Annotated in this window: 25 protein-coding genes; 10 read left to right on the top strand and 15 right to left on the bottom strand. The window is 55.9% G+C overall.

The features are described from left to right. Positions 1-108: 108 nt before the first annotated feature. Positions 109-1,143, bottom strand: coding sequence for a CAF17-like 4Fe-4S cluster assembly/insertion protein YgfZ (gene ygfZ, locus LG203_RS09215; protein ID WP_230345502.1), 1,035 nt, complete (start codon positions 1,141-1,143; stop codon positions 109-111). 38 nt (positions 1,144-1,181) lie between these two features. Between ygfZ and LG203_RS09210 the strand changes: the two genes are divergently transcribed. Continuing rightward, on the top strand, positions 1,182-1,634 hold the full coding sequence (locus tag LG203_RS09210; protein WP_230345501.1) for a protein YgfX: 453 nt from the start codon (positions 1,182-1,184) through the stop codon (positions 1,632-1,634). Here LG203_RS09210 and LG203_RS09205 read toward each other — a convergent pair. The 6 genes from LG203_RS09205 to LG203_RS09180 form a co-directional block, all read right to left on the bottom strand. Beyond that, on the bottom strand, positions 1,598-2,623 hold the full coding sequence (locus LG203_RS09205; RefSeq protein ID WP_230345500.1) for a VWA domain-containing protein: 1,026 nt from the start codon (positions 2,621-2,623) through the stop codon (positions 1,598-1,600). The two genes, LG203_RS09210 and LG203_RS09205, sit on opposite strands and share 37 nt — an antisense overlap. Positions 2,624-2,625: 2 nt before the next feature. Further along, positions 2,626-3,162 carry a hypothetical protein gene (locus LG203_RS09200; RefSeq protein ID WP_230345499.1) on the bottom strand — a complete coding sequence of 179 codons (537 nt, stop codon included), beginning with the start codon at positions 3,160-3,162 and terminating at the stop codon, positions 2,626-2,628. Then, positions 3,153-4,133, bottom strand: coding sequence for a vWA domain-containing protein (locus LG203_RS09195; RefSeq protein WP_015829671.1), 981 nt, complete (start codon positions 4,131-4,133; stop codon positions 3,153-3,155). Before LG203_RS09195 ends, LG203_RS09200 begins: the two co-directional genes overlap by 10 nt. Next, entirely contained in the window at positions 4,130-5,074 is a 945-nt protein-coding gene (locus LG203_RS09190; RefSeq protein ID WP_230345498.1) for a hypothetical protein, read from the bottom strand. Before LG203_RS09190 ends, LG203_RS09195 begins: the two co-directional genes overlap by 4 nt. Then, positions 5,074-5,937, bottom strand: coding sequence for a DUF58 domain-containing protein (locus LG203_RS09185; RefSeq protein WP_230345497.1), 864 nt, complete (start codon positions 5,935-5,937; stop codon positions 5,074-5,076). Before LG203_RS09185 ends, LG203_RS09190 begins: the two co-directional genes overlap by 1 nt. A gap of 102 nt (positions 5,938-6,039) precedes the next feature. After that, a complete protein-coding gene (locus LG203_RS09180; protein ID WP_230345496.1) occupies positions 6,040-7,056 on the bottom strand; it encodes an AAA family ATPase in 1,017 nt (338 codons plus the stop codon). Between the two features lie 192 nt (positions 7,057-7,248). Between LG203_RS09180 and fabA the strand changes: the two genes are divergently transcribed. Both fabA and fabB read left to right on the top strand, forming a co-directional pair. Beyond that, a complete protein-coding gene (gene fabA / locus LG203_RS09175) occupies positions 7,249-7,764 on the top strand; it encodes a 3-hydroxyacyl-[acyl-carrier-protein] dehydratase FabA (RefSeq protein WP_230337684.1) in 516 nt (171 codons plus the stop codon). 185 nt (positions 7,765-7,949) lie between these two features. Continuing rightward, positions 7,950-9,170 carry a beta-ketoacyl-ACP synthase I gene (gene fabB, locus LG203_RS09170; RefSeq protein WP_230345495.1) on the top strand — a complete coding sequence of 407 codons (1,221 nt, stop codon included), beginning with the start codon at positions 7,950-7,952 and terminating at the stop codon, positions 9,168-9,170. Between the two features lie 106 nt (positions 9,171-9,276). Here the strand turns inward: fabB and LG203_RS09165 are convergent, their stop codons facing one another. Then, positions 9,277-9,660 carry an Mth938-like domain-containing protein gene (locus LG203_RS09165; RefSeq protein WP_230345494.1) on the bottom strand — a complete coding sequence of 128 codons (384 nt, stop codon included), beginning with the start codon at positions 9,658-9,660 and terminating at the stop codon, positions 9,277-9,279. Positions 9,661-9,742: 82 nt separating this feature from the next. Between LG203_RS09165 and LG203_RS09160 the strand changes: the two genes are divergently transcribed. The 5 genes from LG203_RS09160 (at position 9,743) to LG203_RS09140 (ending at position 15,304) form a co-directional block, all read left to right on the top strand. After that, positions 9,743-10,984 carry a pyridoxal phosphate-dependent aminotransferase gene (locus tag LG203_RS09160; RefSeq protein ID WP_013441703.1) on the top strand — a complete coding sequence of 414 codons (1,242 nt, stop codon included), beginning with the start codon at positions 9,743-9,745 and terminating at the stop codon, positions 10,982-10,984. Between the two features lie 72 nt (positions 10,985-11,056). Then, on the top strand, positions 11,057-12,370 hold the full coding sequence (locus LG203_RS09155) for a homoserine dehydrogenase (RefSeq protein WP_230345493.1): 1,314 nt from the start codon (positions 11,057-11,059) through the stop codon (positions 12,368-12,370). Beyond that, positions 12,370-13,803, top strand: coding sequence for a threonine synthase (thrC, locus tag LG203_RS09150; RefSeq protein ID WP_230345492.1), 1,434 nt, complete (start codon positions 12,370-12,372; stop codon positions 13,801-13,803). Before LG203_RS09155 ends, thrC begins: the two co-directional genes overlap by 1 nt. A gap of 29 nt (positions 13,804-13,832) precedes the next feature. Next, positions 13,833-14,627: a thymidylate synthase gene (locus tag LG203_RS09145; protein ID WP_230345491.1), complete on the top strand. Its 795-nt coding sequence runs from the start codon at positions 13,833-13,835 to the stop codon at positions 14,625-14,627. A gap of 149 nt (positions 14,628-14,776) precedes the next feature. Then, the gene (locus LG203_RS09140) at positions 14,777-15,304 is read left to right on the top strand and encodes a PepSY domain-containing protein (protein WP_230345490.1); all 528 of its coding nucleotides are present in this window, start codon (positions 14,777-14,779) and stop codon (positions 15,302-15,304) included. A gap of 140 nt (positions 15,305-15,444) precedes the next feature. Here the strand turns inward: LG203_RS09140 and LG203_RS09135 are convergent, their stop codons facing one another. From LG203_RS09135 to LG203_RS09105, 7 genes are all read right to left on the bottom strand, one after another. Beyond that, complete coding sequence (locus LG203_RS09135; RefSeq protein WP_230345489.1) at positions 15,445-17,421, bottom strand: autotransporter domain-containing protein; 1,977 nt, start codon at positions 17,419-17,421, stop codon at positions 15,445-15,447. 416 nt (positions 17,422-17,837) lie between these two features. Further along, complete coding sequence (locus tag LG203_RS09130; protein ID WP_230345488.1) at positions 17,838-18,299, bottom strand: hypothetical protein; 462 nt, start codon at positions 18,297-18,299, stop codon at positions 17,838-17,840. A 14-nt stretch (positions 18,300-18,313) separates the two neighbouring features. Further along, positions 18,314-18,745 (bottom strand): glycine zipper domain-containing protein, encoded by a 432-nt coding sequence (locus LG203_RS09125; protein WP_230345487.1) that lies wholly within the window; start codon positions 18,743-18,745, stop codon positions 18,314-18,316. A gap of 5 nt (positions 18,746-18,750) precedes the next feature. Further along, the gene (locus LG203_RS09120) at positions 18,751-19,269 is read right to left on the bottom strand and encodes a BON domain-containing protein (RefSeq protein ID WP_230345486.1); all 519 of its coding nucleotides are present in this window, start codon (positions 19,267-19,269) and stop codon (positions 18,751-18,753) included. Between the two features lie 190 nt (positions 19,270-19,459). After that, on the bottom strand, positions 19,460-20,854 hold the full coding sequence (locus tag LG203_RS09115; RefSeq protein WP_230345485.1) for a sigma 54-interacting transcriptional regulator: 1,395 nt from the start codon (positions 20,852-20,854) through the stop codon (positions 19,460-19,462). Then, a complete protein-coding gene (locus LG203_RS09110) occupies positions 20,851-21,450 on the bottom strand; it encodes a hypothetical protein (protein ID WP_230345484.1) in 600 nt (199 codons plus the stop codon). Before LG203_RS09110 ends, LG203_RS09115 begins: the two co-directional genes overlap by 4 nt. A gap of 113 nt (positions 21,451-21,563) precedes the next feature. Next, positions 21,564-23,006: a sensor histidine kinase gene (locus LG203_RS09105; protein WP_230345483.1), complete on the bottom strand. Its 1,443-nt coding sequence runs from the start codon at positions 23,004-23,006 to the stop codon at positions 21,564-21,566. Between the two features lie 148 nt (positions 23,007-23,154). Here LG203_RS09105 and LG203_RS09100 point away from each other — a divergent pair, with 148 nt between their 5' ends. Both LG203_RS09100 and LG203_RS09095 read left to right on the top strand, forming a co-directional pair. Further along, on the top strand, positions 23,155-23,646 hold the full coding sequence (locus LG203_RS09100; protein WP_230345482.1) for a dihydrofolate reductase: 492 nt from the start codon (positions 23,155-23,157) through the stop codon (positions 23,644-23,646). Positions 23,647-23,680: 34 nt separating this feature from the next. Continuing rightward, positions 23,681-25,075 (top strand): tetratricopeptide repeat protein, encoded by a 1,395-nt coding sequence (locus tag LG203_RS09095; protein ID WP_230345481.1) that lies wholly within the window; start codon positions 23,681-23,683, stop codon positions 25,073-25,075.

The following is a 25,075-nucleotide window of genomic DNA, read 5'->3' as shown; positions in this document are numbered from 1 at the left end:
GAATTTTCCAATTAATCCCGAAAACATCCGGGATTTTTTCCCGATCATCGGAAGGGGCAGAAAGTCAGAATCTGACGTGAAAACCGTGATCGGGAAATGAGCCGACTATCAGGTTCTATCCGGTGGGAATGGATAAGGCATAGGTTGCCAGTGGATCGGGAGTCCGTGGCAAGTCACGGATTTTCCAGCGCTGGCCTCTTGTCGCAATTCGACTAGCACACGGCTTTCGACACCCGCAATGCCGCTGCTGCGGACTACCTGGCCCACGGCTTCGCCTTCTCCGGCAAAGACCTCATCGCCTGGTGCGGGAATCTGCTCCATCGCCGGTAAGCTGCCGATGAATGAGCGGCGTTTTACCTTGCCCAGATAATGGGTACGGGCGACGATTTCCTGGCCGGTATAGCAACCTTTCTTGAAGTTGATGCCGCCAAGTGCATCCAGATTTACCATTTGCGGCACAAAGGCTTCCTGGGTGGCGGGGTATATTTCGGGAATGCCGGCTTCGATTTCCAGCCAGTCCCAGCCGGTCTGGCCGACCGGGTCAAAGTGCTGCTCCAGTTCTTGCCAGAGTTCTTGCGCATTTTCCTGCGCGGTGAAAATCTCAAAGCGCGGCAACGCGCCAGGCAAGCGGATCAGGGTGGCATTTTCCTGTGTGCTGATGCCGTGGATTTCTGTTGGCACAAACTCAAACATGGCCCCCAGAATCGCCTCGCTATTGCTGCCTGCCACGCCGATGCGCACGATAGTGGCCGACACATCCTGAATCACCACCTTGGAGCGCAGCACATACATCTTAAGACGCTTGAGGATGGGGTCCAGCAGGCTGCCATTCAATTGCAGGTGGATATGGCCCTGATGAGCAAAGGCGAGAAACAGGGCCAGCAGGCGGCCTTTGGCTGTGCAATAGCCTGCATAGTGGCTGTTGCTGCCGTTCAGCAGCTTGATGTCATTGGTCAGTTGGCCCTGCAGGAAGGAGATGGCATCTTCGCCATCTACCTGCAGCAAACCCAGATGGGAGAGGTCGGCCATGACATGATCTTGGCGGGTGGCGGCCAACTCTTTGGCGGGGGCGCCGAAATCAAGGAGGCGACCATCGACCATGGAGGCGCCGCGGGACTGTAAGAAATCTTGCCATTGCGTCATGATAGTAAGCCATCAATAATCGAATGGGACATTATAGCGTGAAGCCCCTGCAAGTCGACCTTCGTCCATCGCCCCGGCTCGCCGCCATTCTCATGGTGGCGAGTGCCAGCGCAGTGTTTCTGTTGCTGATCGTCCCTCTGCCATGGTGGGGCAAGCTGGCGGGCGTATTGACTGTGATGGTGACGAGTATCCGTCAGATGCAACGCCATGCCTGGCGATCAGTTCCGCACGCCTGGATGCGACTGCAATGGTCAGCGGAAAGCGGCTGGCAGGCGTGGCGCAATGATGGTGAGGCTACAGGGATCACGATATTGCCGGACTCCATGGTGACCAGCGCGCTCACGGTGATTCGATTTCGCAGCGCTGACCAGCGTTGGCCGCAGGCCCTCGTGCTGCTCGCCGACAGCGCAGATGCGGAATCCTTGCGCCGCTTGCGCGTGCAGTTGCGCTGGGCTTATGAACGCAGGTCGGCTGAACTGGCCGCGCGCTGACGACGTTCGGCTCTGGCTGCCCGCAGGCGCTTGAACAGATGCACCAGCCGTTGCGGGGTATAAGCGCCGATGATGGCGATGCCCGCCAGAGTAGCAAGTATCCAGTCGATCTGCATGGGCGAAAAATCGCGGCGGGAAGGCTTGAGTTCGCTCATGGCGCTACGCACCGCTTGCAGACTATCGCCACGCACATAGGTCGCGTGGATCTCTTTCGACAGTTGCATCAGGTATTCCTCATCCAGCCGGGATGCGTAACGGTCATTTTCTGAAGGCGCGACGTTGTCATCACGGTTACCAAAATTCTGCTGCGAAATCTGGGCAATACCGGGCTGCATGGTGAAGTTTTCTGCCGACCAGTAGCCGATGACCTTGTTGGACTCATCCATCTTGGGGATGGGGTGCGGGTCCATGCTGCCTATGCCCACCATCAGCCAGCCACCGCCCTGAAAATTGCTCAGGTCGCGCGTGTTGAAGGCATGCAGCTTGGGAGCTTCTTCTCCATCGGTAAAAAACACCACTTGGGAAGCTTCCGGCAGGGCACGCAATAACCGGCTCAATGATTCCGTGCTGTCACGCAGGCGGCTGTTGCCAGACCAGGCCATGCGCCATTCCATATGGTCGATGGTGTCCTGAATGGCCGAGTAGTTGGCACAGACCTCGATCGGCGTGTAAAGCGCGGCCACGCTGACCCCTGCAAACAGCGAGATGCTGACCCGGCTGCCGCAGGGCAGGCGGCCGATGATGTCGTGCAGCATGCTCTTGGTGTAATCCAGGCGCGAGACTTCCTTGCCATGCCAGTACATGCCTTTCACGTTCATGCTCTGGCTGATATCCACCACAAACACATAGCTGTAGATATTGCGGGGGATGGGCACGGTCGGTTTGAATGCCGCTGCCAGCACCAGCACAAACGCGGTTGCCAGCATGGCGGCATCGCGGCGGTGCCACAGGTAATGCCCAAACCGTTTAAGCAGCTCAGTGCGCCACATGATCAAGGCAGCCCGACCGGAATATTGCCCATGATCAGACCCGGCGAATCAGAATCGCCCACGCCCGGCGTTGGGTGAGCGGGCAGCATGGTCAGCACGCGATCCAGATTGTGACGGGCATCCCAGAAGTGGTTATCCAGCCGCAGGGATTGCTGGTAGGCGGTTTTGGCCTGGGTCAGCAGATATTCGGTCTGGTCGCGCACCGTCATGTTGGTGCCGTTGATGGCGAGCCCGCGCAGGAAGAAGATATTGCCCATATTGAATTGCACGGCGGAGCGTTGCGTATCCGTGCCTTGGTCATTGAGCTGGCTGAACAAGAGCGTGGCTTCCTGCAGCCTGCCATTTTTGGCCTGCCAATAGGCCACGGCAAACTTGGCTTCGTAAGACTGCTTGTCAGTTTGCGGGGGATCGCCCTTGCTAATGGCAGCGTTGAACGCCTTGATTTGCTGGATGCGGTAGGCTTCACCTGCAGCAACAGCGGCACTGGCGATGGCAATGACGCCGAGGATCAGCGTCCATTTTTTAGCACTTAATGCCATGTTCGGACCTCAATGAATTTAACGGCAAGCAGCAAGGCAATCAGAACGGCGGCGATGCTGTAGCACCATGGCGCGTAATCCTTGCCAGGAATCTCTTCAATGTACTTGATCGGTTTTTTCTCTTTGCGATTGATGTCCTGAATCGCCGCTGCCAGCGATTGCGGATCTTCCGCTTCATAGGGCTGGTAGCCGGAACGCAGGGTCTTGAAATAATCGTTGAGCTCAATCGCCGGTGGTGGTGGACGGTCATCCGGGGTTTTGTAGGTCTCATCAAAAATACTGATGGAGCCCGGCTGGCGCAGCACGATCCAGTACAGCGTCACGTGCATGCGGTCCAGCCAGTCGCGTATTTTCTCCTGCGTGGCTGCGCCTATGCGGCCGCCGCCATCTGACAGCAGGATAATGGCGCGGGAACCCGAGTCCGGCGTCTTGTCGAACTGCGCAAGGCCCGTTGTCAGGCCACTGCCGATATTGGTCTGGAACAGGGCCGAGCCGCCAGCCGCGCGAATGGCCGCCAGAATGGCTTCCTTGCTCTCGGTCAGGGGCAACACATGCATGGCGGAGTTGCTGAAGGTTACCATGCCAAACATATCGTTCTTGCGCTCATTGACGAAACGGGTAATCAGGCGTTCGGCGGCGGCAGCCTTTGATTCACCGGCGCGTCCGCTGGCAATCGCGCCGGAAAAAGGGTCGTCCATACTGGCGCTGCGATCTATGATCAGTACCAGCTGCGCGCCAACGCCGGTGCGTTCAATGGGTTGCGAGGGTGTGGCCGGTCCGGCAACGCCCAGGATAATGAACATGAGTGCCAGCGCCGCCAGTATCTTGAGCAAAAGCCCCAGCAGGTCGGACAAGCCATCGCGCGGGATCAGCTGCATCCATGAGTAACTCTTGCTATGCTGGCGATCCAGCAGCAGTGGCACCAGTGCCAGCGGTAACAACAGCAGGACCCAGGGTGTGACGAAATTCACTTGTTCAGCCCTCGTTCGCAATCGCGGCAGTGGCGGCAAAATTGTTGCAGCCATTGCTCGGGGTCACCCTGCACCTGATGTTTGGCCGTCGTATCAAAAAACACATGACGCGACAGGCGGAAGAACTGGTTCAGCTCATCGCGGATGCTGGCAAAGGCCGGTTTGCGGGCAATGATGTCATCGGCGCTGAATACACTGCCACCACTACTCTGATTCAGGGCATGGTGCATGCGCGTCATGCCGGTTTCCAGGCCCAGGTTCTGTTTGCGGATTTTCTTGAGATCGCGATAAGCGCGTGCGAATTCACCACCCATGCGCGGCAGCCAGCGGCGGTTGCCCAGAATGTACAGCAGCCCCAGCAGTGAGAGTGCCAGCGTGCCGAGTGCAATCCACAGCGCCAGACGTTGCTGGCTGTCATCCAGTAGCAATGGGCCACGCAATTGGCTCATGTCGTTTTCGATCTTAACCGAGCCATATACCGCCAGCGGGGAAATCCGGAAGCTCCAGTAAGGAATTCGCACCTGGAATACGCGGCCTTCGCCACCAAACTTGACGTATTCCGCCGGCAGTTGGCTGGGCTTCACCACTACATTGTTGGTAAACACCTGGTATTGCAGCTTGAGCGTGTAGATATTGAAAGCGCCTTGCTGTTTTTCACTGATATCCACCGAGCGGACTTCCACGCCCTGATTTTGTCCACGGTATTTTTTCTCCGTGCCCTTGAGCGGCAGTGAGGTGTCCAGCAACTTGTAGCTGGCGGGCGCCTTGAGGATGATGGTGCGATGCAGGATATCGCCCACATGGTAGCCGACGTCACGCGCGGGGTTGATCTCAGTGACCAGCACTTGCGGGTTGGGTTTACTGTCGGCAAGCGCGGCGGGGATGCCATGCACGCTGAGCACTACCAATATCAGGGAGAGTATCCGGGAGTTGATCATCATTAAGCAGCCACAAACTGGTAAAAATACTCGGTTAAGGCGTCTGGCTTGAAGCCGTCTTCCATGAAAAAGGGTGGCAGGTCGTAACGCATGAGGAGTGCGCTAAGGGCCGCGCGGCGCTCGGCAAAGGCCGCCTGTATGCGTGCATGCATGTCGCCGCGCAAAAACACCGTGCGACGTTCGCCGGTTTCACTGTCGGTAATGTGGGTGACACCAAATTCCGGCAGCTTGCGATATTCCGCCGCATCCCATAGCACCATGGGCACCACGTGATGGCGCTGCATGCCGACCAGCGCTTCTTCCAGCACTGGCAATGGCATATGAAAGTCGGATACCAGGAAAATCAGCGCCCGCTCACGGGAGAGATAGGGCACGACCTGCGCCAGACCATCGCCACCGACTTGCGGCGGCTGGTAATCGCGCAGGCGTTCGGCCATCTGATATGCGCCTTGCAGGCGAGTGCTGGGGTGTGACATCCAGTCCTCGCGCACCTGCTGATCAAAGCCGATGAAAGTGAATGGATCGTTGACGCGCGAGGCCGAATACGCCGCCGATGCGGTAATCTCCGCGGCAATCTGCAGCTTGTGGTGCTCGCCGCTGAAGCCCATGGAGCCCGAAAGATCGCACACCACGTAAATGGGGGTAGCACTGCGCTGATTGAAGATACGCACAAACACCTGCTCGGCGGGGTCGCGCAGCGTCAGGCGCAAGTCGATACGGCGCGGATCCGGGTAGGAAATTAACGGTGCATGGCCGACGAAGTCCATGCCCAGCCCACGCTGTACGCTGGCGTGGCGGCCAGCATGGCGCCCGCGTGAGCGCCAGCCGATCTGGTAAGTGAATTCCTTGGCAAGTGCGTGGGTCATGTGCGGTCAACTATTCCGTAAAATCAATGGCCTTAATGCCTGGTGTGTCACCGGTGTTCAGCATGAAAGTCAGGAGCATGCGAGGGTTCAGCACCTGTCGACTCAAGGAACGCTGATGGCATTCACAATGCCGGACAGTAATTCACGGGCAATCTCGGTGCGGCGCATTTCATAGACCGGGCTGAATACCAGACGATGCGCCACAGTTTCGTGGAACACAGCGTGTATGTCTTCCGGCAATACGGCATCGCGACCATTCAGCCAGGCATTGACGCGCGCAGCGCGCAGCATCATCGCCATGCCGCGTGGACTGGCGCCAGCGATCACCAGACGATTGATGTCGACGCCGCTGATCTGTATGCCATATTGGCCTGGTGTCTTGGTGGCCAGCCACAGATTGAGGGCATAGCGACGCAAGGCAGGGCTGGCTTGCACCTTATCTTGCACCAGGGCCGCAAATTCATTCAGTTGATCAAACTGCAGAATACCGGCGGGTACTCGTTCAACCAGCGCATCCACATTGTGGAAGCGCGTATCGAACATCAGCGATTCCATGACCTCGGCATCACTGGGGACCACGATGGGGATTTCCATCATGAAACGATCGCGGGCAGCGGACGGGATTTCAAAAGTTTCTTCTTTTTCTACCTGGTTGCGGTCAGCAAATACCAGCATGTGCGGGAACTGGTGTTCCTTGTTGAAGGCGGACAGGGTGCGCTCGGCCATGACGCGCAGTAGCAGCGAGTGCACTTGCGGGCGGGCACGGTTGATTTCGTTGAAGAAGAACACCGCCAGGTTTTCACCTTCGGACAGCAATGGGCCGGGGCTAACATGCGGGCGGCCATCTTCGCCCAGGTAGGTGTGGTACACCAGATCGTTGGGCATCAGGTCGATGGTACCTTCAATCCGCTGGTAACCGCCGCCAATGCCACGGGTAAACGCACGCAGCAAGGTGGTTTTGCCTACGCCGACATCCCCCTCCAGCAACACGTGGCCGCGTGCAAAAATGGCGGTGGTGATCAGTCGCACCGGCGATTCCTGACCGACGACGACCTTGTTGATTTCGGATTCCAGGTTTAACGCATGCGCTTGCCAGTCAGCTAAAAGACGGTCACTCATTGACTTGATCCTGATAGTAGAGGGGGTGAATGTAAAAAAATGTTACGGCATCTTAGCCAGATTCCCAGGGGGTGTAAACAGATCGGTATACCCCTCGCAAAATATAGTTTATTTTCAAAGGGCTTTCGTTTCGAAGCGTTTCCGGCGAAAATACTGTTTTTTTACCGATCAGCATCCTACAAGCAGAATTACATGCAAAAACAAAACAGTTTCACTTTTGAAGAGCTTTTGGCCTGTGGCCGGGGCGAAATGTTCGGCGCTGGCAATGCCCAGTTGCCCTTGCCACCCATGCTGATGTTCGATCGTATTGTGTCGATTACCGAAGATGGCGGCAAATACGGCCACGGCCAGATTGTGGCTGAACTGGATATCAAGCCTGATCTCTGGTTCTTTCAATGCCATTTTGAAGGTGATCCTGTGATGCCTGGCTGTCTGGGTCTGGATGCCATGTGGCAACTGGTGGGGTTCTACCTGGGCTGGATGGGCGGTGCGGGCCGCGGCCGTGCGCTGGGCGCTGGCGAGGTAAAGTTTACCGGTCAGGTATTGCCTACCGCCAAGCTGGTCACTTATCGTATTGATCTGAAACGCGTCATTATGCGCAAGCTGGTCATGGGCATCGCCGATGCCCATATGGAAATTGATGGTCGTGAAATTTACAATGCGCAGGATCTGCGCGTAGGTTTGTTTACCCGCACCGACAATTTCTAAATGAATGCTCTGGCTAAACAGGGCAGGCTAAAACTTAACAGAGCAAAGAAGGGTGACTGTATCATCGTCGCATCCGGGCAACGTATTTCGAGCCCGAACATGAAAAAAACGACTTTGTCACACGGTTACCCTAGACTCAAAGGTTCATCTGGCAAGTTGAACTCAATAATGTGAGGAATCACGAGATGCGTCGTGTAGTAGTAACTGGCATGGGGATTGTCTCCAGCCTAGGCAACAATAAATCCGAAGTGCTGGAAAGCCTGCAGGCAGGCCGTTCCGGTATTACTTTTCAGCAGGAATATGCTGATCAGGGGCTGCGTTCGCACGTCGCCGGGTCAATCAAAAACCTGAACGTGGAAGAGTTGATTGACCGCAAGCTGATGCGCTTCATGGCCAAGGGCCATGCCTATGCCTGGCTTGCCATGCAGGAAGCCATTGCCGATGCTGGCCTGCCCAAGGAACTGGTGTCCAATATTCGTACTGGCCTGATCGTAGGCCAGGGCGGTGCTTCGCATGAAAGCATCATGAACGGCATTGATACCCTGCGTGAAAAGGGCGTGCGTCGCGTAGGCCCTTACATGGTGACCAAGGCCATGGCGAGCGGTGTTTCCGCCTGTCTGGCGACCGGCGCCGAGATCAAGGGTATCAACTACGCCATCAGCTCCGCCTGCGCGACCAGCGCGCATTGCATAGGCGCCGGGCTGGAGCAGATTCAGCTGGGCAAGCAGGATATCGTGTTTGCCGGCGGTGGCGAGGAAGAGCACTGGACGCTGTCTTTTATGTTCGATGGCATGGGCGCGCTTTCCAGCAAATATAACGACACGCCCGAAAAGGCGTCGCGTACCTATGATGCCAATCGCGATGGTTTCGTGATCTCCGGCGGTGGCGGTATCGTGGTGCTGGAAGAATACGAGCATGCCAAGGCACGTGGTGCCAAGATTTATGCCGAAGTGGTGGGATACGGCGCGACTTCCGATGGCTACGACATGGTGGCTCCAAGCGGGGAAGGTGCCGAGCGCTGCATGCGCCTGGCGTTGCAGGGCGTGGAGGGTGGTGTGGATTACATCAACACTCACGGGACCAGTACACCTGTGGGCGACCTCAAGGAACTGGAAGCCATTCGCGCCGTGTTTGGCGATAGCAATACCGCCATTGCCTCCACCAAGTCATTGTCCGGTCATGCACTGGGTGCTGCGGGTGTGAATGAAGCGATCTATACGCTGCTGATGATGGAAAACAACTTCATTGCGGCTTCAGCCAATATTGAAACGCTGGACCCGGCTGCCGAAGGCCTGAACATCGTGCGCCAGCGTATTGATAACGCCAATATCCAGACTGCGCTGTCCAACAGCTTTGGCTTTGGCGGCACCAACGCCACGCTGACCTTCTCGCGTCGCGGTCTGTAACTCCTTCCCGGCTGTGCGCATCTGATTTGCTGTCGGCGCGCAGCTGGGTAAATCCCAAGCAAGGTAAAAGCGCCGTCAGGCGGCGCTGATCAGGATGCAAATCCGGTTAGTTGGCCGCAGGGTTCACCAGCAGTGCGGCGGCGACATGCCTGTCTTCTGCCATCAGGATATTGTAAGTGCGACAGGCGGCAGCCGTGGTCATGCATTCCACCGGGATGCCGCGTGCAGTGAGTGATGCTGTCAGGCGGGGATGGATAAACCGGTGCTTGTCGCCAGTGCCCAGCAATACAACCTCGGGCGCCAGCTCAGCAATGCGCTCGAAATCCTGTACGGTAAGAGCATCAAAGTCGGTCACCGGCCAATCGGTCACCAGCAGGTTGGGTAGCACCAGCAGGCTGCCGTGATAGCGCTGAGCATTCACCTCTACCCACTCGGGCGCATGTCCGGTAATCAGCTGATTGCCAGCCGCCTGGGTCAAATGCAGTTTCATTGGTTGTCAGTCCTGGCTTTAAATTGCCTGATAAGGCTATGACAATGTAAGATAACACATTTTTTTCGTCAGGTTTTCCGCCGTGGATCCATTACTCAAGTCTTCCAAACTCAATAACGTGTGCTACGACATTCGCGGCCCGGTATTGGCGCGCGCGCGCGAAATGGAAGAAGACGGCCACCGCATCATCAAGCTCAATATCGGCAACCCGGCACCGTTTGGTTTTGAAGCGCCTGAGGAGATTCTGCAGGACGTGATCCACAATATGGATCAGGCTTCCGGTTATACCGATTCCAAGGGCCTGTTTGCCGCACGCAAAGCCATCATGCATTACACCCAGCAGAAGAATATTGCGGGTGTGACCATCGATGACATCATCATCGGCAATGGCGTATCCGAGCTGATCGTCATGGCGATGCAGGCACTGCTTAATAATGGCGACCAGGTGCTGGTGCCCATGCCCGACTATCCATTGTGGACAGCGGCTGTCACCTTGGCTGGCGGTACTGCCCGCCACTACCTGTGCGATGAAAACACCGGCTGGTTGCCTGATCTCAAGGACATCGAGTCCAAGATCACCGCCAACACGCGCGGCATTGTCATCATCAATCCGAACAACCCGACCGGTGCGCTTTATCCGCGTGAAACGCTGGAAGGTATTATCGAAATCGCCCGCCATCACGGCCTGGTGATTTTTGCCGACGAGATTTACGACAAGGTGCTGTACGACGGCAACACGCACACCTCCATCGCCTCGCTGGCGGATGACGTGCTGTTTGTGACCTTCAATGGCTTGTCCAAAAATTACCGTACCTGCGGCTACCGTGCTGGCTGGTTGGTGGTGTCCGGTGAAAAGCGGCATGCCGGTGATTATATTGAAGGCCTGAATATGCTGGCTTCCATGCGCCTCTGTGCCAATGTGCCAGGGCAATTGGCCATCCAGACCGCGCTGGGCGGTTATCAGAGCATCAACGATCTGGTGGCCCCGGGCGGACGACTCTGCAAACAGCGTGACCTGGCCTATGAGCTGCTGACGGCGATTCCTGGTGTTACCTGTGAAAAGCCAGCGGCGGCCATGTATCTGTTCCCGCGGCTGGACCCCAAGATTTACCCGATCAAGGATGACCAGCAGTTCATTCTTGACCTGCTGCTGGAAGAAAAAGTCCTGCTGGTGCAGGGCAGTGGGTTCAACTGGAAAAAGCCGGATCATTTCCGCGTGGTGTTCCTGCCCAATGTGGATGACCTGACCGAAGCGATCAAGCGTATTGCCCGCTTCCTGGAAGGCTATCGCAAGAAGCACGGCACAGACAAAATCAGCGCATAACGCGCCATCTGCCGCGGCTTGAGATGGCCGCGTGTGGTTGCCATTGTTTACTTTAAAAAGATCAGCGTGAATATGAAATCAATCAATGTAGGCTTGTTGGGTATTGGTACGGTGGGCGGCGGCACTTACACCGTGCTGACCCGTAACCATGATGAAATTGCGCGGCGTTCCGGCCGTGACATTCGCATTACCCGCGTGGCTGACCGCAATCTGGAACTGGCTCGCCAAGTGACCCAGGGCAAGGCGGACGTCACTGACGACGCGTTTGCCGTGGTGAGTGACCCCACGATTGATGTGGTGGTGGAGCTGATCGGTGGCTATACCATTGCCCGCGAACTGGTGTTGCAGGCGATTGCCAATGGCAAGCACGTGGTGACTGCCAACAAGGCGCTGATTGCCCTGCACGGCAAGGAGATTTTTGCGGCCGCGCGCGCCAAAGGCGTGATCGTCGCCTTTGAGGCTGCCGTCGCTGGTGGCATCCCCATCATCAAGGCACTGCGTGAGGGCCTGAGTGCCAACCGTATTGAGTGGATTGCCGGCATTATCAATGGCACCACCAACTTCATTCTTTCCGAAATGCGTGAAAAAGGCCTGACCTTTGCCGATGTGCTGAAAGAAGCGCAACGCCTGGGCTATGCCGAGGCTGACCCCACCTTCGACGTGGAAGGCATTGATGCTGCCCACAAGCTTGCGATTCTGTCTGCCATTGGTTTCGGTACACATCCGCAGTTCGATAAAGCCTATACCGAAGGCATTACCCGCCTGGATGCGGTCGATATCAAGTATGCCGAGGAACTCGGTTATCGCATCAAGCTGCTGGGTATTACCAAACGCAGTGAAGCCGGAGTGGAGTTGCGCGTGCACCCGACCCTGATTCCGGAAAAGCGCCTGATTGCCAATGTGAATGGCGCCATGAACGCCGTAGTGGTGAAGGGCGATGCCGTGGGTCCCACCTTGTATTACGGTGCCGGTGCCGGTGCCGAGCCTACCGCCAGTGCTGTGGTAGCTGATCTGGTGGATGTGGCGCGCATGATGGATGCAGCTGTTGACCAGCGCGTGCCTTATCTGGCTTTCCAGGATGAGCAGCTGCAGGATCTGCCGGTATTGCCGATCAGCGATATCAGCAGCGCCTATTACCTGCGCTTGCGTGCCATGGACAAGCCGGGCGTGCTGGCCGAAGTGACCCGCATCCTGGGTGACCGCGATATTTCGATCGATGCCATGATCCAGAAAGAGCCGGAAGAGGGCGAGGATCAGGCCGATATCATCATCCTCACCCATGTGACCGTAGAGAAAAACATGGATAGCGCGATTGCTGCGATTGAAGCCTTGCCTGCCATTGCCGGCAAGATCACCAAATTGCGTATGGAAGAACTGGGCCGATAATGAAGTACATCAGTACCCGCGGGCAGTCGCCTGCACTCTCGTTTACCGAAATCCTGCTGGGTGGTCTGGCGCCAGACGGCGGCCTGTATTTGCCCGAGCAATATCCACAGCTGAGCGATGCGGACCTGACACGCTTGCGCGGCATGAATTACCGCGATCTGGCATTCAGCATTCTTTCGCTGCTCGCGGACGATATTCCGCCAGCGGATCTGCGCGCGATTGTCGACAAGACCTACCGTGCCGATGTGTATGCCTATGCGCGGCCTGAGCAGAGCGCCGAGGACATTACGCCTACGCTCAAACTGGAAGACAATCTTTATCTACTGTCCCTGTCCAATGGCCCGACCCTGGCCTTCAAGGATATGGCCATGCAGCTGCTGGGCAATCTGTTTGAATATGTACTGGCGAAAAAAGGCGAGACCACCAATATTCTGGGTGCCACCTCGGGCGACACTGGCTCTGCGGCTGAGTACGCCATGCGCGGAAAAAAAGGCGTCAAGGTGTTCATGTTGTCGCCGCACAAGAAAATGAGCCGCTTCCAGACCGCCCAGATGTTCAGCCTGCAGGATGAGAACATTTTCAATATCGCCGTCAACGGCGTGTTTGATGACGCGCAGGATATCGTCAAGGCAGTATCCAATGACGCCGCGTTCAAAGCCAAGAACAAGATAGGCGCGGTGAATTCCATCAACTGGGCGCGCGTCGCGGCGCAAGTGGTTTACTACTTCAAGGGCTACTTTGCAGTGACCCGCAGCAACACGGAAAAAGTCAGCTTTGCCGTGCCATCTGGCAATTTTGGCAATGTCTGCGCCGGCCATGTGGCACGCATGATGGGCTTGCCCATCGACAAGCTGGTGGTCGCCACCAATGAAAACGATGTGCTGGACGAGTTCTTCAAGACTGGCGTGTACCGTCCACGTGGCTCGGCCAATACCTACCACACCTCCAGCCCGTCCATGGACATCAGCAAAGCCTCCAACTTTGAGCGCTTTGTGTTTGATCTGACCGGGCGCGATGCCGCCAAGGTGCGTGCCTTGTGGAGCAAGGTAGATCAGGGCGGTGCCTTTGATCTGAATGACGATGGCCTGTTTGCTCAGGTGGCCGATTATGGGTTTGTATCTGGCAGCAGCAACCATGCCGCCCGCATGCAGACGATACGTGAGACGCAGGCCAAGTATGGTGTCACCATTGATACCCACACTGCCGACGGCCTGAAAGTCGCGTTGCAAGTGCGTGATGCGGCTACCCCCATGCTGGTGCTGGAAACAGCATTGCCGGTCAAGTTTGAAGATGCGATTCAGGAAGCGCTGGGCCACAAGCCGGAGCGCCCTGCGAGCCTGCAAGGCCTGGAAGATTTGCCGCAGCGCTTTGAAGTGATGGATGCCGATGTGCAGGCCATCAAGCAATTCATTGTCGACCACACCGCCGATTAGGCTGGATTTACGCGGAAAGCCGTCACCTTATGCAAACCTATCATGATCTGATGCGCCATGTGCTTGAGCATGGCCACAAGAAGGAAGACAGAACCGGTACCGGCACTCTGTCCGTATTCGGTTACCAGATGCGGTTTGATCTGGCGGCTGGTTTTCCGCTGCTCACTACCAAAAAAGTACATCTGAAATCCATCATCCACGAGTTGCTGTGGTTCCTGCAAGGCAGTACCAATATTGCCTATCTCAAGGAAAACGGCGTCACCATCTGGGACGAATGGGCCGATGCCGAGGGCAATCTGGGCCCGGTGTATGGTTACCAGTGGCGCAACTGGCCCAAGCCGGATGGCAGCCATATCGACCAGATCACCCAGGTGGTGGATGCCATCAAGCGCAATCCGGATTCGCGTCGACTGATCGTGTCCGCCTGGAATGTGGCCGATGTCGACCAGATGAAGCTGCCGCCTTGCCATGCCTTCTTCCAATTTTATGTGGCAGATGGCAAGCTCAGTTGCCAGCTATATCAGCGTAGCGCGGATATCTTCCTTGGCGTGCCCTTTAACATTGCCTCTTATGCCTTGCTCACCATGATGGTGGCGCAGGTATGTGGGCTTAAACTGGGCGATTTTGTGCATACATTGGGCGATGCGCACATTTATCTCAACCATCTGGAGCAGGTGAAAGAGCAGTTGTCGCGTACGCCACGCAGCTTGCCCACGATGCAAATCAACCCAGACGTGCGTGATATTTTTGCATTCCGGTATGAAGATTTTACCCTGCAGAATTACGATCCATATCCGCCCATCAAGGCACCTGTCGCTGTTTGAGCTTGACGAGAAGCTTTGCTTTTCCCGCACAAGCGTCACATTTCAATAACTATAATAAATGCCATAATCTGGCTGTAAGCTGTTGTCGGCATTGGTTTTGCTTGCAAATTCTTGCTGACTGTTTTTTTAATCACTATGGAGTTGTTACTATGAAAAAATTATCTGTTGGTGCTGCACTGATCGCCCTGGCATTTGCCGCTAATAGCGCGGTTGCTGCCGATCTGGCAATCCCCAAGACCAAGGTTAGCCTGGAAAAATGCCTGGTTGCCGCGACCAAGGCCAAGCCTGGTACCGTGGTAAAAGTGGAAATGAAGCTGGAGAAAAAGGTTCCAGTGTATGAGTTCGACATTGAAGCCGCTGATGGCAAGGCTTGGGATGTTGAGTGCAACGCGCTGAGCGGCAAAGTGACTGAAATCGAACAGGAAGTGAAGTCTGCTGAAGACCCACTGTTCAAGGCCAAGATGAAGGTCAGCGAAGCAGATGCACGCAAGACGGCACTGGAAGCCCATCCAGGTGAAATCACCGAAGTCGAATACGAAATCGAAGAAGACGGCGCTGCCACTTACGAGTTCGACATCGTGGGTAAGGATGGCAAGGAAATCAAGGTTGAGGTTGATGCCACTTCCGGCAAGATCGTGGAATCGCACAGCGAGATCTACCAGATCGGCAAAGAGTAATCTTCTGTCTGGACTGAGCATGAGGTCAGCCCGTTCCCCAGGCTGATCTCCTGACAGCATGAAAAAAGCCCTGTCTTACCACAGGGCTTTTTTTTAAGGCTCGCTCCGGTCTTTAGATTTCCCCGATTGGGGTCTGCTGATCAGAACGCCATTTTCCAGCTCAGCGCTGCCGAAATATCCGGGTCCTGCCCGGCGCTGGCGATGAATGTGCTCAGATTGAGCAGATTGCTGTTGTTTACGCGGTAATCCAGCTCTGCGCCCACACGTACCCAGTTTTGTGCGATCTTGTTGCCACGTATGTCAACGCCGATGCCGATGCCAAGGGCATTAATATTGCCGACCACATTGGCAGCGCGCTGATCAAAGCGGTGTGCCACTTCGGCATGCGCCAGCAAAGTGGTTTTGTCGCTGAGCGCATATTTGCCTGTGAGGCCTCCGCGCAATTCTCGGCCAGTATGGTTCTGATCCGCGAAGCTGGCAGGAGCCGATCCGCCTTTTTCCTGGTAGGCATCCACCTCAGAACGATAAATGGTATAAGCCAGGCGCGGGCTGAAACCGACTTGTCCCACATGGAAGGCATTTTGCCAATCAAGGCGGGCGCGCAGACTATAGCCGGTGATATCCGTGCTGCCGGTTGAAGGGGCCGTGCCTGATATGGCATATCCACGCCTCAGGTCCGCATTCCAGACGCCGTAGGTTCCAAGCAAGGAAGCCAGCAGGGGCAGATTGGGCAACTGCCAGTCCACTTCGGCCAGACCATACTCGCCATCCACACGGCTATGCCCTTTGTTTTCGAGCTTGAGATCGCTGACGCTGGACCCCACCCCTAGGCCAACACGCACACCATGCTCCTCAAAATCATGGCATGCCCCCACTTCTGCGAGACCGGTGTAGCCGTTCGCCTGGCGGTAATATCTTCCAGCATCGCCGCTTACCCAGCCGCAAGACCGACTGTTGCCCACTGCCATTTCCGTGAGTGGACGGTGATGAGCACCATTCATGGTCAACGTGGTGAGGCCTTCCATCTGGTTGCTCACCGCCAGCGTTTGTCCCATGCTGGTTTGCAGATCTGTGAGGCCGACGACACCGGAGCTATCCGCAGTACCGCCGACGCGGGCAATGAAGGCTTCGGTGCGATTACTGCTATTGGTCCCGTATCCCACTACGGTGTTACCGTCAGCACTGACGCCCGATGCGGATGAAAACTGGTTAAAGCCCGCAATGCTCACGCCGGCGGCGGTCAGCCAGTCTGCCACGCTGGCCATGCCTCCTGAGGATGTCCAGCGGAAGGCCTCGCCAGACGATGTGCCTGAGTTGCTGAAGCCGACAATGACGCTGCCATTTGCACTGGTGGCATACGCCTCACTGTAATTGCCACCGGTTAGATACCCAAGCCCGACCATGCCAGATGCCTGCGTCCAGCGCATTGCCTGCGTGTTCCCACTAGCATCGTTGCTTGAGCCCACAATGACATTACCATCAGAGCTGATGGCATTGGCACCGCTGCTATTGCCGCCGGATAGAAATCCCAGGCCGACCATACCGTCTGTTTGCGTCCAGCGGAAGGCTTGAAAATTGTTGGTGCTGGCATAATTGCTTGAGCCCACCAGGATACTGCCATCGCCACTGATGCCATTGGCCTGGCTGTAGTTGCCGCCGGTTAAAAAGCCCAGACCGACCATACCGTCAGCCTGGGTCCAGCGAAATGCCTGTACATTGGTGTAATTTGAATTTCTCACCCGTCCTGCCACAACGCTGCCATCGGCATTCACCGCAATCGCTTCGCTATTTGTCGCGCTGGACAGGAATCCTAAGCCCACCATGCCCCCCGCCTGTGTCCAGCGGAAGGCCTGTGTACCACTTTGGCCAACAATAACGCTGCCATCGCTATTGATGGCGGTGGCATAGCTGGACTCCCCATTGTTGATGCTGCCCAGATCGATTATCCCCCCGGCTGCCGTCCAGCGAAACGTGCTATAGCCTGATGCCGTATCCCCATAGCCCGTCACCACTCTGCCATCGGCACTGATCGCATAGGCATAAGACCCGGCATTGTTGCCATAGAGAAAACCAAGACCATCTGCGGTGTCCGCTGCCCAGGTCAACGCGCTGCCCATGGTCGGGAGGGTTATTAATACTGCCAGGTATAACGCTCCTCGGCTGTTAACAGGCTGCACAAATGGCTCGTCGCAAGCAGGGTGTGAGGCTGCAGAGTGAAAGAGGGGGGTAAGCAAGATTCTTCCTTATCAAGTCGGTGGCCGACTGGTTATTTTTTTAATGGCAATGAAGTTTCGCTGATGCCGCTACGAATTCTACCAGCAAGCCATCATTTTTTTTGCGGGTGATTGAGGATTGAGTCGCCGTAGATGCGCGGCAGAGCAAGGGGCGATGAATGAGGATGAATACAGGCCAGGCAGGAGCTGTCAAAAATAAAAAACGCCCGTGAGGGCGTTTTTTATTGCCCGTTTCCGGGCAGCGGGGGAAGAAAAAAGGCGGACCTCCTCGGGGATTAGAGGCCCGCCACGGGGAAACGTTAAGCGTTAAGCTGGCGCCCTATGCTCAGGCGGACTTGCTCGCCAACAGCGATGCGTGGACGGTCATATTGCGTAATGGTATGGGTGGCGCCATCCACCATGCGCACCTGGATGATGTATGCGGTCAGTTTCTCGTTCTCGCGATCGGGTGCCTGCAATGCGGGTTTTTGCAATGCAGGGGCTATGGCTTCACCCTCAACCGTACGTATCGAAATAATCGTGCCGCAGCTGCTGCAAGCTGAAGAATGCTGATCGGGAACCGGCGCAGCAGCGGCCTGGGGCTTGGCAATGGCGGCGTCACGGTGACGGCCATCAGTCAGGCTTTGCGCCGCATCCTGTTTTTCGGAATGCACTGGAATCAGACCGGTAATCGCCGCGCTACCCAGCAGGCTGAAAATGGTCAGTGCAACGGCGGCAACCAGTACCAGTGGATGCGTCTTGCGTGGATTAGGATTTTTCATGGTAGTGCCCTCCCTTAATATCCGTAACCTTGATGTCCATAACGGTAATGCCTGTCGTGCCCATGATCATGATGGCGTGGGCCGCGCCAGTCGCGCTCGTAGACCATATAGCCACGTGGGGCTGGCTGATAGTAGACGCGCGGTGCAGGTTGGTAGTACACACGTGGCGCGGGGCGATAGCGAGGCTCTGCGTGGTAGCGCGGCGTCTGGGACGCAATCGCCACCCCAGCGGCTGCGCCAATGGCACCACCTATGATCGCGCCATCGCGGCCGCCGATGGAGGAGCCGACTATGGCCCCGGCACCGCCGCCCAGTGCGCCACCGAGAATCGAGGGGCCATTCACCTCCATGAAGCCATCGGCCTGGGCCGAGGTGCTGAAGGCACAAACCAGCGCAAAGGCTGCGCAGGCGTGGGTGATTTTCGTATTCATCTTGATCTTAAGCATGTGATTTACCCCTTAACAACCAAACTGTTTTTAACCATTTGCACACCCTGTACGGAGGATGCAATTTCCACCGCACGATGCGCTTGCTGATCCGTATCGACAAAACCGCTCAGTATCACTTCGCCCTTGTAGGTCTCAACGCTGATGTTGAGGGATTTGGTGTGGCTGTCGTGCACCAGTTCATCGCGAATCTTTTCGGTGACTTCGGTATCGTCCAGAAATGCTTCCATCCGCGATTGCTGGGCAGCCTGCTTGAATTGTTCAAACTCCTGCTCGCTCAGACTGCCATTGCGATCGATATCGGCATTTTCGAAGTGTTGTGCGAGATCCTGATCTTGAACGGCCTCATCGTGGTTAAGGCGATGATCCTGATCACTGTCCAGTTTGCTGAAAGCGCTGGCAAAAGGCTGCACCACTGGGCGATCAGCGTTCGCTGCCACCCCCGATGCGCTATAGGCGCACAGCGCCAGAGTCAGCATCAGGGCTGTGGTTTTCAAATTGAATGTATATGGCTGGTTTTTCATGTTGGTTTGCTTACATTACTCACAAGAGATATGGCAAGTAGCGTGCCAACATGAAAATATTGTTTTAAATCAATTTATTAATTGAAATTCCGGATTTTGAACACCCCGTGGAATCGTCGCTGAATAGCGACGCTCCACAAGAGGTATTTTGTAACGTATTGAATTGAAATGAGAATGTATGTCGCGAAAACTAGGCAGCTTGGCCGCTGGTGTCGTCTTTGAACAACGCCGGGGTTAATTGATGGCGTTGTAGCAGCTTGTAGAACTCGGTGCGGTTGCGTTGGGCCAGCCTGGCAGCTTGCGTGACGCCGCCATTGGTGGCCTTGAGCAGCTTGATCAGATAATCCCGCTCAAAATTCTTGCGTGCAATCTCAAACGGCACAATGCCGCCGATATCGTCCTGCAAGGCTTTTTGTACCAGAGAGGTGGATACCAGCGGGGTGGTCGATAGCACCACCGTCTGTTCGACGATGTTTTGCAGTTGGCGTACATTGCCCGGCCAGGGCGCTGCAATCAGCAGCTCCATGGCGTCGGGTGAAAAGCCATTGAGATTCTTGCCGTATTTGGTACTCAAGGCATTGAGGAAGTTATTGGCCAGGAGGGGAATGTCTTCGCGCCGGCCAGCCAGCGATGGAATATCCAGCGATACCACGTTGATGCGGTAGTACAAGTCCTCACGGAAGCGTCCGGCTTTCATTTCTTCGGCCAGGTTTTTATGTGTGGCTGAAATAATCCGTACATCCACCGCAATCGAGGTGTTGGAACCCACAGGCCGTATCACGCGCTCTTGTAATGCCCGTAGCAGCTTGACTTGCAAGGGCATGGGCATGTCGCCGATTTCATCGAGGAAAATCGTGCCGCCTTCCGCACTCTGGAACAGGCCTTTGTTATCCCTGACGGCGCCAGTAAACGCTCCCTTGGTATGCCCAAAAAGTTCGGACTCAAGCAAGGCCTCCGGGATCGCGCCACAGTTGATGGCCACGAAGGGACGACGGCTACGTGGGCTGGCCTTATGGATGGCACGCGCCAGCAGTTCCTTGCCGGTACCACTGTCGCCTTGAATAAACACGCTGGCGTCCGACATCGCCATCAATTTGGCCTGACTCAGCAGGTTTTCCATATGCGGGCTGCGCGTGATGATGGCTTCGCGCCAGCTTTGATCCTCGGTGCTATCGGCGGCCACATGGGCGCCTGCGGTCAGCCGCAGTGCAGCTTCTACCTGTTGCAACAAGGATTTGCTGTCAAAAGGCTTGGTCAAAAAGCCAAACACGCCGCGCCGGGTGGCATCCACCGCTTCCGGAATCGAGCCATGGGCGGTCAGCAGGATGACGGGCAGAGCGGGGTCGGCCTGATGAATGGCATCAAATAACGCCAGACCATCCATGCGTGGCATGCGCAAATCGCTGATCACCAGTGCGGGGCGACTCACCCCGATATGTGCCAACGCTTCTTCACCATTGGCAGCGGTGACAACCTGGTAGCCAGCGGCCACCAGCCGCATTTCCAGCAGTTTAAGAATGTCGGGATCGTCGTCTACGGCCAGAATCTTGCGGCCAGTGACGGGCGATAAAGCCATAACACTCATTTCTTGGGTCCTTGGTCACGATCTATCATGGTTTTTTCAATATCCTTGAGGTCATCCAGTTTTTTCTGCAGATTCATCATGCCGGTCTGTGCCGTCTCCGTGCGCTTTTGCTCATCGCGCAAGCGGCTCACCAATCGGATGTTTTCGCCGACAAAGTCGCGTAACAGGCCAAACAGGTTCTTTTCATCGGCAGACAGCGTTTTCTCTGTCAGTAGTTCATCCAGCAAGATTTGGGCCTTCTGCGAATCACGTGTTTTGCTGGAAGGCAGGGCATAGGCAATCGCCAGCTTGCTGCGCGTAAGCAGAGGCAGTTTTTCCTTGCCATTGACAGTGCTCAGGATGGCGACTTCCTTTTTTTGTGTGTCGGCTGGCAAGTCGGTGAAATACTGCGCGTAATCCAGCAGGGCATTATTACTGACTAACGGAGTTTCGGGTTTGACCTCGGTTTTGCTGGTATGTTCGTGGCGCGTCTGCGCAGACTCGGCTACCGTGGCCTGTGGTTTTGTGGAAACGGGGGCACAGGCATTTAACAGCAGCGCTACGAATAGCGGCACTGCTAATCGGGTCAGGCCCGGATAGGGGGCTGTAGTCTTCATGGAATATTCTCCTAAAAATTCGTATTAATGCCGATATGCCTGTGCCGATAACGGCAGCAAGACATACTGCTGACATGCCATGAAGGACGGCAATAAGGGCAAGGCTTGGGAGGCTAGGCGGTATTGCTGGCCGGATGCAGTGGCAGGCGCACCCGGAAATGAGCACCATGTTCCGAAGGCAGCAGCATGATGTCACCGCCGTGCGCATCTACATACTCTTTGGCAATCGACAAGCCTAGCCCGCTTCCACTGACCAGACTTTCATACACACCGTTCCCTTTGTAAAAAGGATCAAACAGTTTTGCCTTGTCCGCCGCCATGACGCCGGGGCCCCCATCATGGACTTCAAATACCAGACTGTCATCAGTTTGCCGGGTACGCAAGCGGATGGTGCCGGATTTTGGCGTGTATTTGATGGCATTGGAAATCAGGTTATCGACGATGGTGGCGACCTTTTCTGCATCTGCTTTGAGGTGCACGGTTTCGCAGTCCCGCTCGATGGTGATCTGCTTGCTGCTCATGGTCAGGGCGTAGGCATTCAGTACATTTTCCAGCAGGGAAGGGAAGTCAAATCCGCTTAATTGCAGTTGCGGTTTCTGGTATTGCACCGCGGAGTAATTCAGCAGGTTTTCTATCATTTTTTGCAGACGCATGCTGCTTTCTCGCAGGATATTCGCGATCTCTTTCTGTTGCGGACTCAAAGCGCCGCCGATTTCATCGCTCAGCAGTTCGCTGCCTTCGCGTATCGCCGTCAACGGCGTTTTCAACTCATGCGATACATGGCGCAAAAAGCGTTGCTTTTGCTGGTTGAGCTCATCCAGCTGGGCCCGCAGCCAGTCCAGGCGTATGCCCAGGTTATGCAGGTCGCCGGGACCATCGATGCTGATGGGTTCGTCGTATTTGCCTTCGCCCAGCCGACGAATGGCGGCATCCATGCGCTTGATCGGCTGGGCCACCAAAAACGTGATGACCGCCGCGACCAGCAGGGCGACGGGAATCAGCGTCATGGTCTGACTGATCAGCATTTCCTGCGTTTGTTCGGCGGTGCGCGCCAGGATCGCTGACTCACGGTCAATCAGGCGATTGTTTTCACGCAGGATATTCTGCGCCTGGTCAGATAAATCCAGGAATTCGGCAATCGCGGCCTTGGCGGTTTCGGGGGTGGGTTGCAATTGCACCACGGTGTCGTACAGCTTGTCCTCCTGCTGGTTGATGGCTTTCAGCGCCTCTGCCTGACTGGCCGTAATGCTGAGCCCGCTCAGCTCATCAATGGCATCGGCAAATTGCTCGTGCGCGCGGGTGAAGTTCACTAGTAACTGCACGTCATGCAGCACAAAATATTGACGGGCACTGCGCTCCATCAGCATGAGTTGCTCCGCAATCGCCCGGCTGGCGCGGGTGGCCTGTACGGATTGCGCGACGGTCGTACGACTTTTGTCGGCGAGTCTGTCCAGGTAAACGGCCGCATTGCCGAAGGCAAACAACAAGGGCAACATGGTCAGGGCAAAGCCAAACAACAGCAGTTTCAGGAATGATCTGGGATAGGCGATGCGCAACTAGTTAATCTCCATGTCTGGGGCACTCTTCATGTTCGGCAAGGCTTCCATATTCAAACGGGTGATGTGCATGGTGGGAGGCCAGTGATGCGTCGATTTATCATCAGCAATTCAATTTCCAGCGAGCATGCGCCGTTATAATACTGACATGCCTAAACTATCTCTTATCGTAGCCATCGCGCATGATGGCGTCATCGGGGTGAATAATACCTTGCCTTGGCATTTGCCCGAAGATCTCAAGCGCTTTCGCGCCTTGACCATGGGCCATCATATCATCATGGGCCGAAAAACCTATGAGTCGCTGAATCGCCTTTTACCAGGCCGCACCACCGTGATTGTGACGCGCAACCCGCAATATCGGGTGGAAGGCGCGTTAGTTTGCGGCTCATTGCCGGATGCCTTGACGCAATCAGCAGGCGATGAGGAAGTGTTTCTCATTGGAGGCGCCGAGCTTTATCGTGAAGGTCTTGCCCAGGCTGATCGGCTCTATATTACCGAGATTGATGCCCGGTTTGATGGGGACGCTTTTTTCCCCCAGATTGATGTCGGCCAATGGCAGCTGGTGGCTGAAGAGCGTCATGTAAGTGAAAAAGGCCTGGCATTCCGCTATCTGACGTACGATCGCAAAGTGGAAAACTAATCACTGATCACCATGAAGGAGGGGGCTGAAGTCTATGACGAAAGTCGGCGAGCATACTTCCAGTATCCATTCAACACTTGAGCCTGCCGCGTGGTTTGCGCAAGCGCTCGCTTATATGCGTATCCAGCAATGGGATGAGGCGGAGCGGGCTTTGCGAGAGGCCTTGGGTAGCGCCCCTGAATATGCCGAGGCGCATTGCAATCTGGGTTATGTGCTTGAGCAGCTTGGCCAGGTTGAGGCTGCAGAGGCCGCGTATCGGCAGTCTTTTGAGCTCGCTCCTGCGCTACTCAATGCTGCCCTTAATCTTGGTGTGCTGTTACAAAGCCAGAGCCGGTTTGACGAAGCTGAATCCATCTATCGCCAGGCCATCCATCATCATCCCGACCAGGCTTCACCATGGAGCAACCTGGGCATACTTTACACTGCGCTTCAGCGAGATCAGGAGGCCGAACGTTGCCATCGGCATGCGCTGATGCTGGCGCCGGATTATCGCAAGGCCCGTTTCAACCTCAGTTATCTTTTGTTACGGCAAGGGCGGTTTGATGAAGGATGGGAGTGCCTGGAAGCGCGCGGCTTGACGCCGCATGCCGGGTTGGTGACTGCGCCGCGCTGGCAAGGCGAGTCACTGAGTGGCAAAACCCTGCTCCTCATCTGCGAAGGCGGCCATGGCGATGCCATCCACTTTTGTCGCTATGCCATTCTGTTGCAGCAACAATGGTCGGTGCGCCTGCATGTGGTGTGCCCGCCAGCGTTACAGCGGCTGTTTGCCATGCAGGATGTTTTTGAGCAGGCATGGATGAATCCAGGCCAGGTTCAATGTGATTTCTGGTGTCCGCTATTGAGCCTGCCAGGGTTGCTGGGGACGCGTGTTGACAATATTCCGGCAGATGTCCCTTACCTGACAGTCTCCTCAGACTTTGTTCAGCAATGGCGGGAGATATTGCCAGTCAATCACATGAAGGTGGGGTTGGTGTGGCAGGGCAATCACAAGTTTGAGAATGACTCGGATCGGTCGCTGCCTGGCCTGGCTTGCCTCATGCCTTTGAGTAAACTTCGCGATGTCCATTTCATTCGCCTGCAGCAAGAACCAGCGAGCCAGCAGGCTGCCGACATGATCGAATTGATCGATTTGCCTGATGAAATGGTAGATTTTGCTGATATGGCCGCGGTGATCGCAGGGTTGGATCTGGTCATTTCGGTAGATACGGCGGCGGCCCATCTGGCAGGGGCGCTAGGGAAGCCGTGCTGGGTGATGCTACCGCATTACATGGCTGACTGGCGATGGATGACAGTGAGAGAGGATAGCCCCTGGTACCCTAGTCTGCGCCTCTTTCGCCAGTCAGTTCGCGGTGACTGGGTTGGCGTGGTGAATAGAATCGCACAGGCATTGCAAGCGGAAGTTTCTGCCAGCAACGAGAGTTTGTCCTGA

The organism is Methylovorus mays (genome assembly GCF_020531915.1).
Taxonomy (GTDB): domain Bacteria; phylum Pseudomonadota; class Gammaproteobacteria; order Burkholderiales; family Methylophilaceae; genus Methylovorus; species Methylovorus mays.
This window is presented reverse-complemented; position numbering and strand designations above follow the sequence as displayed.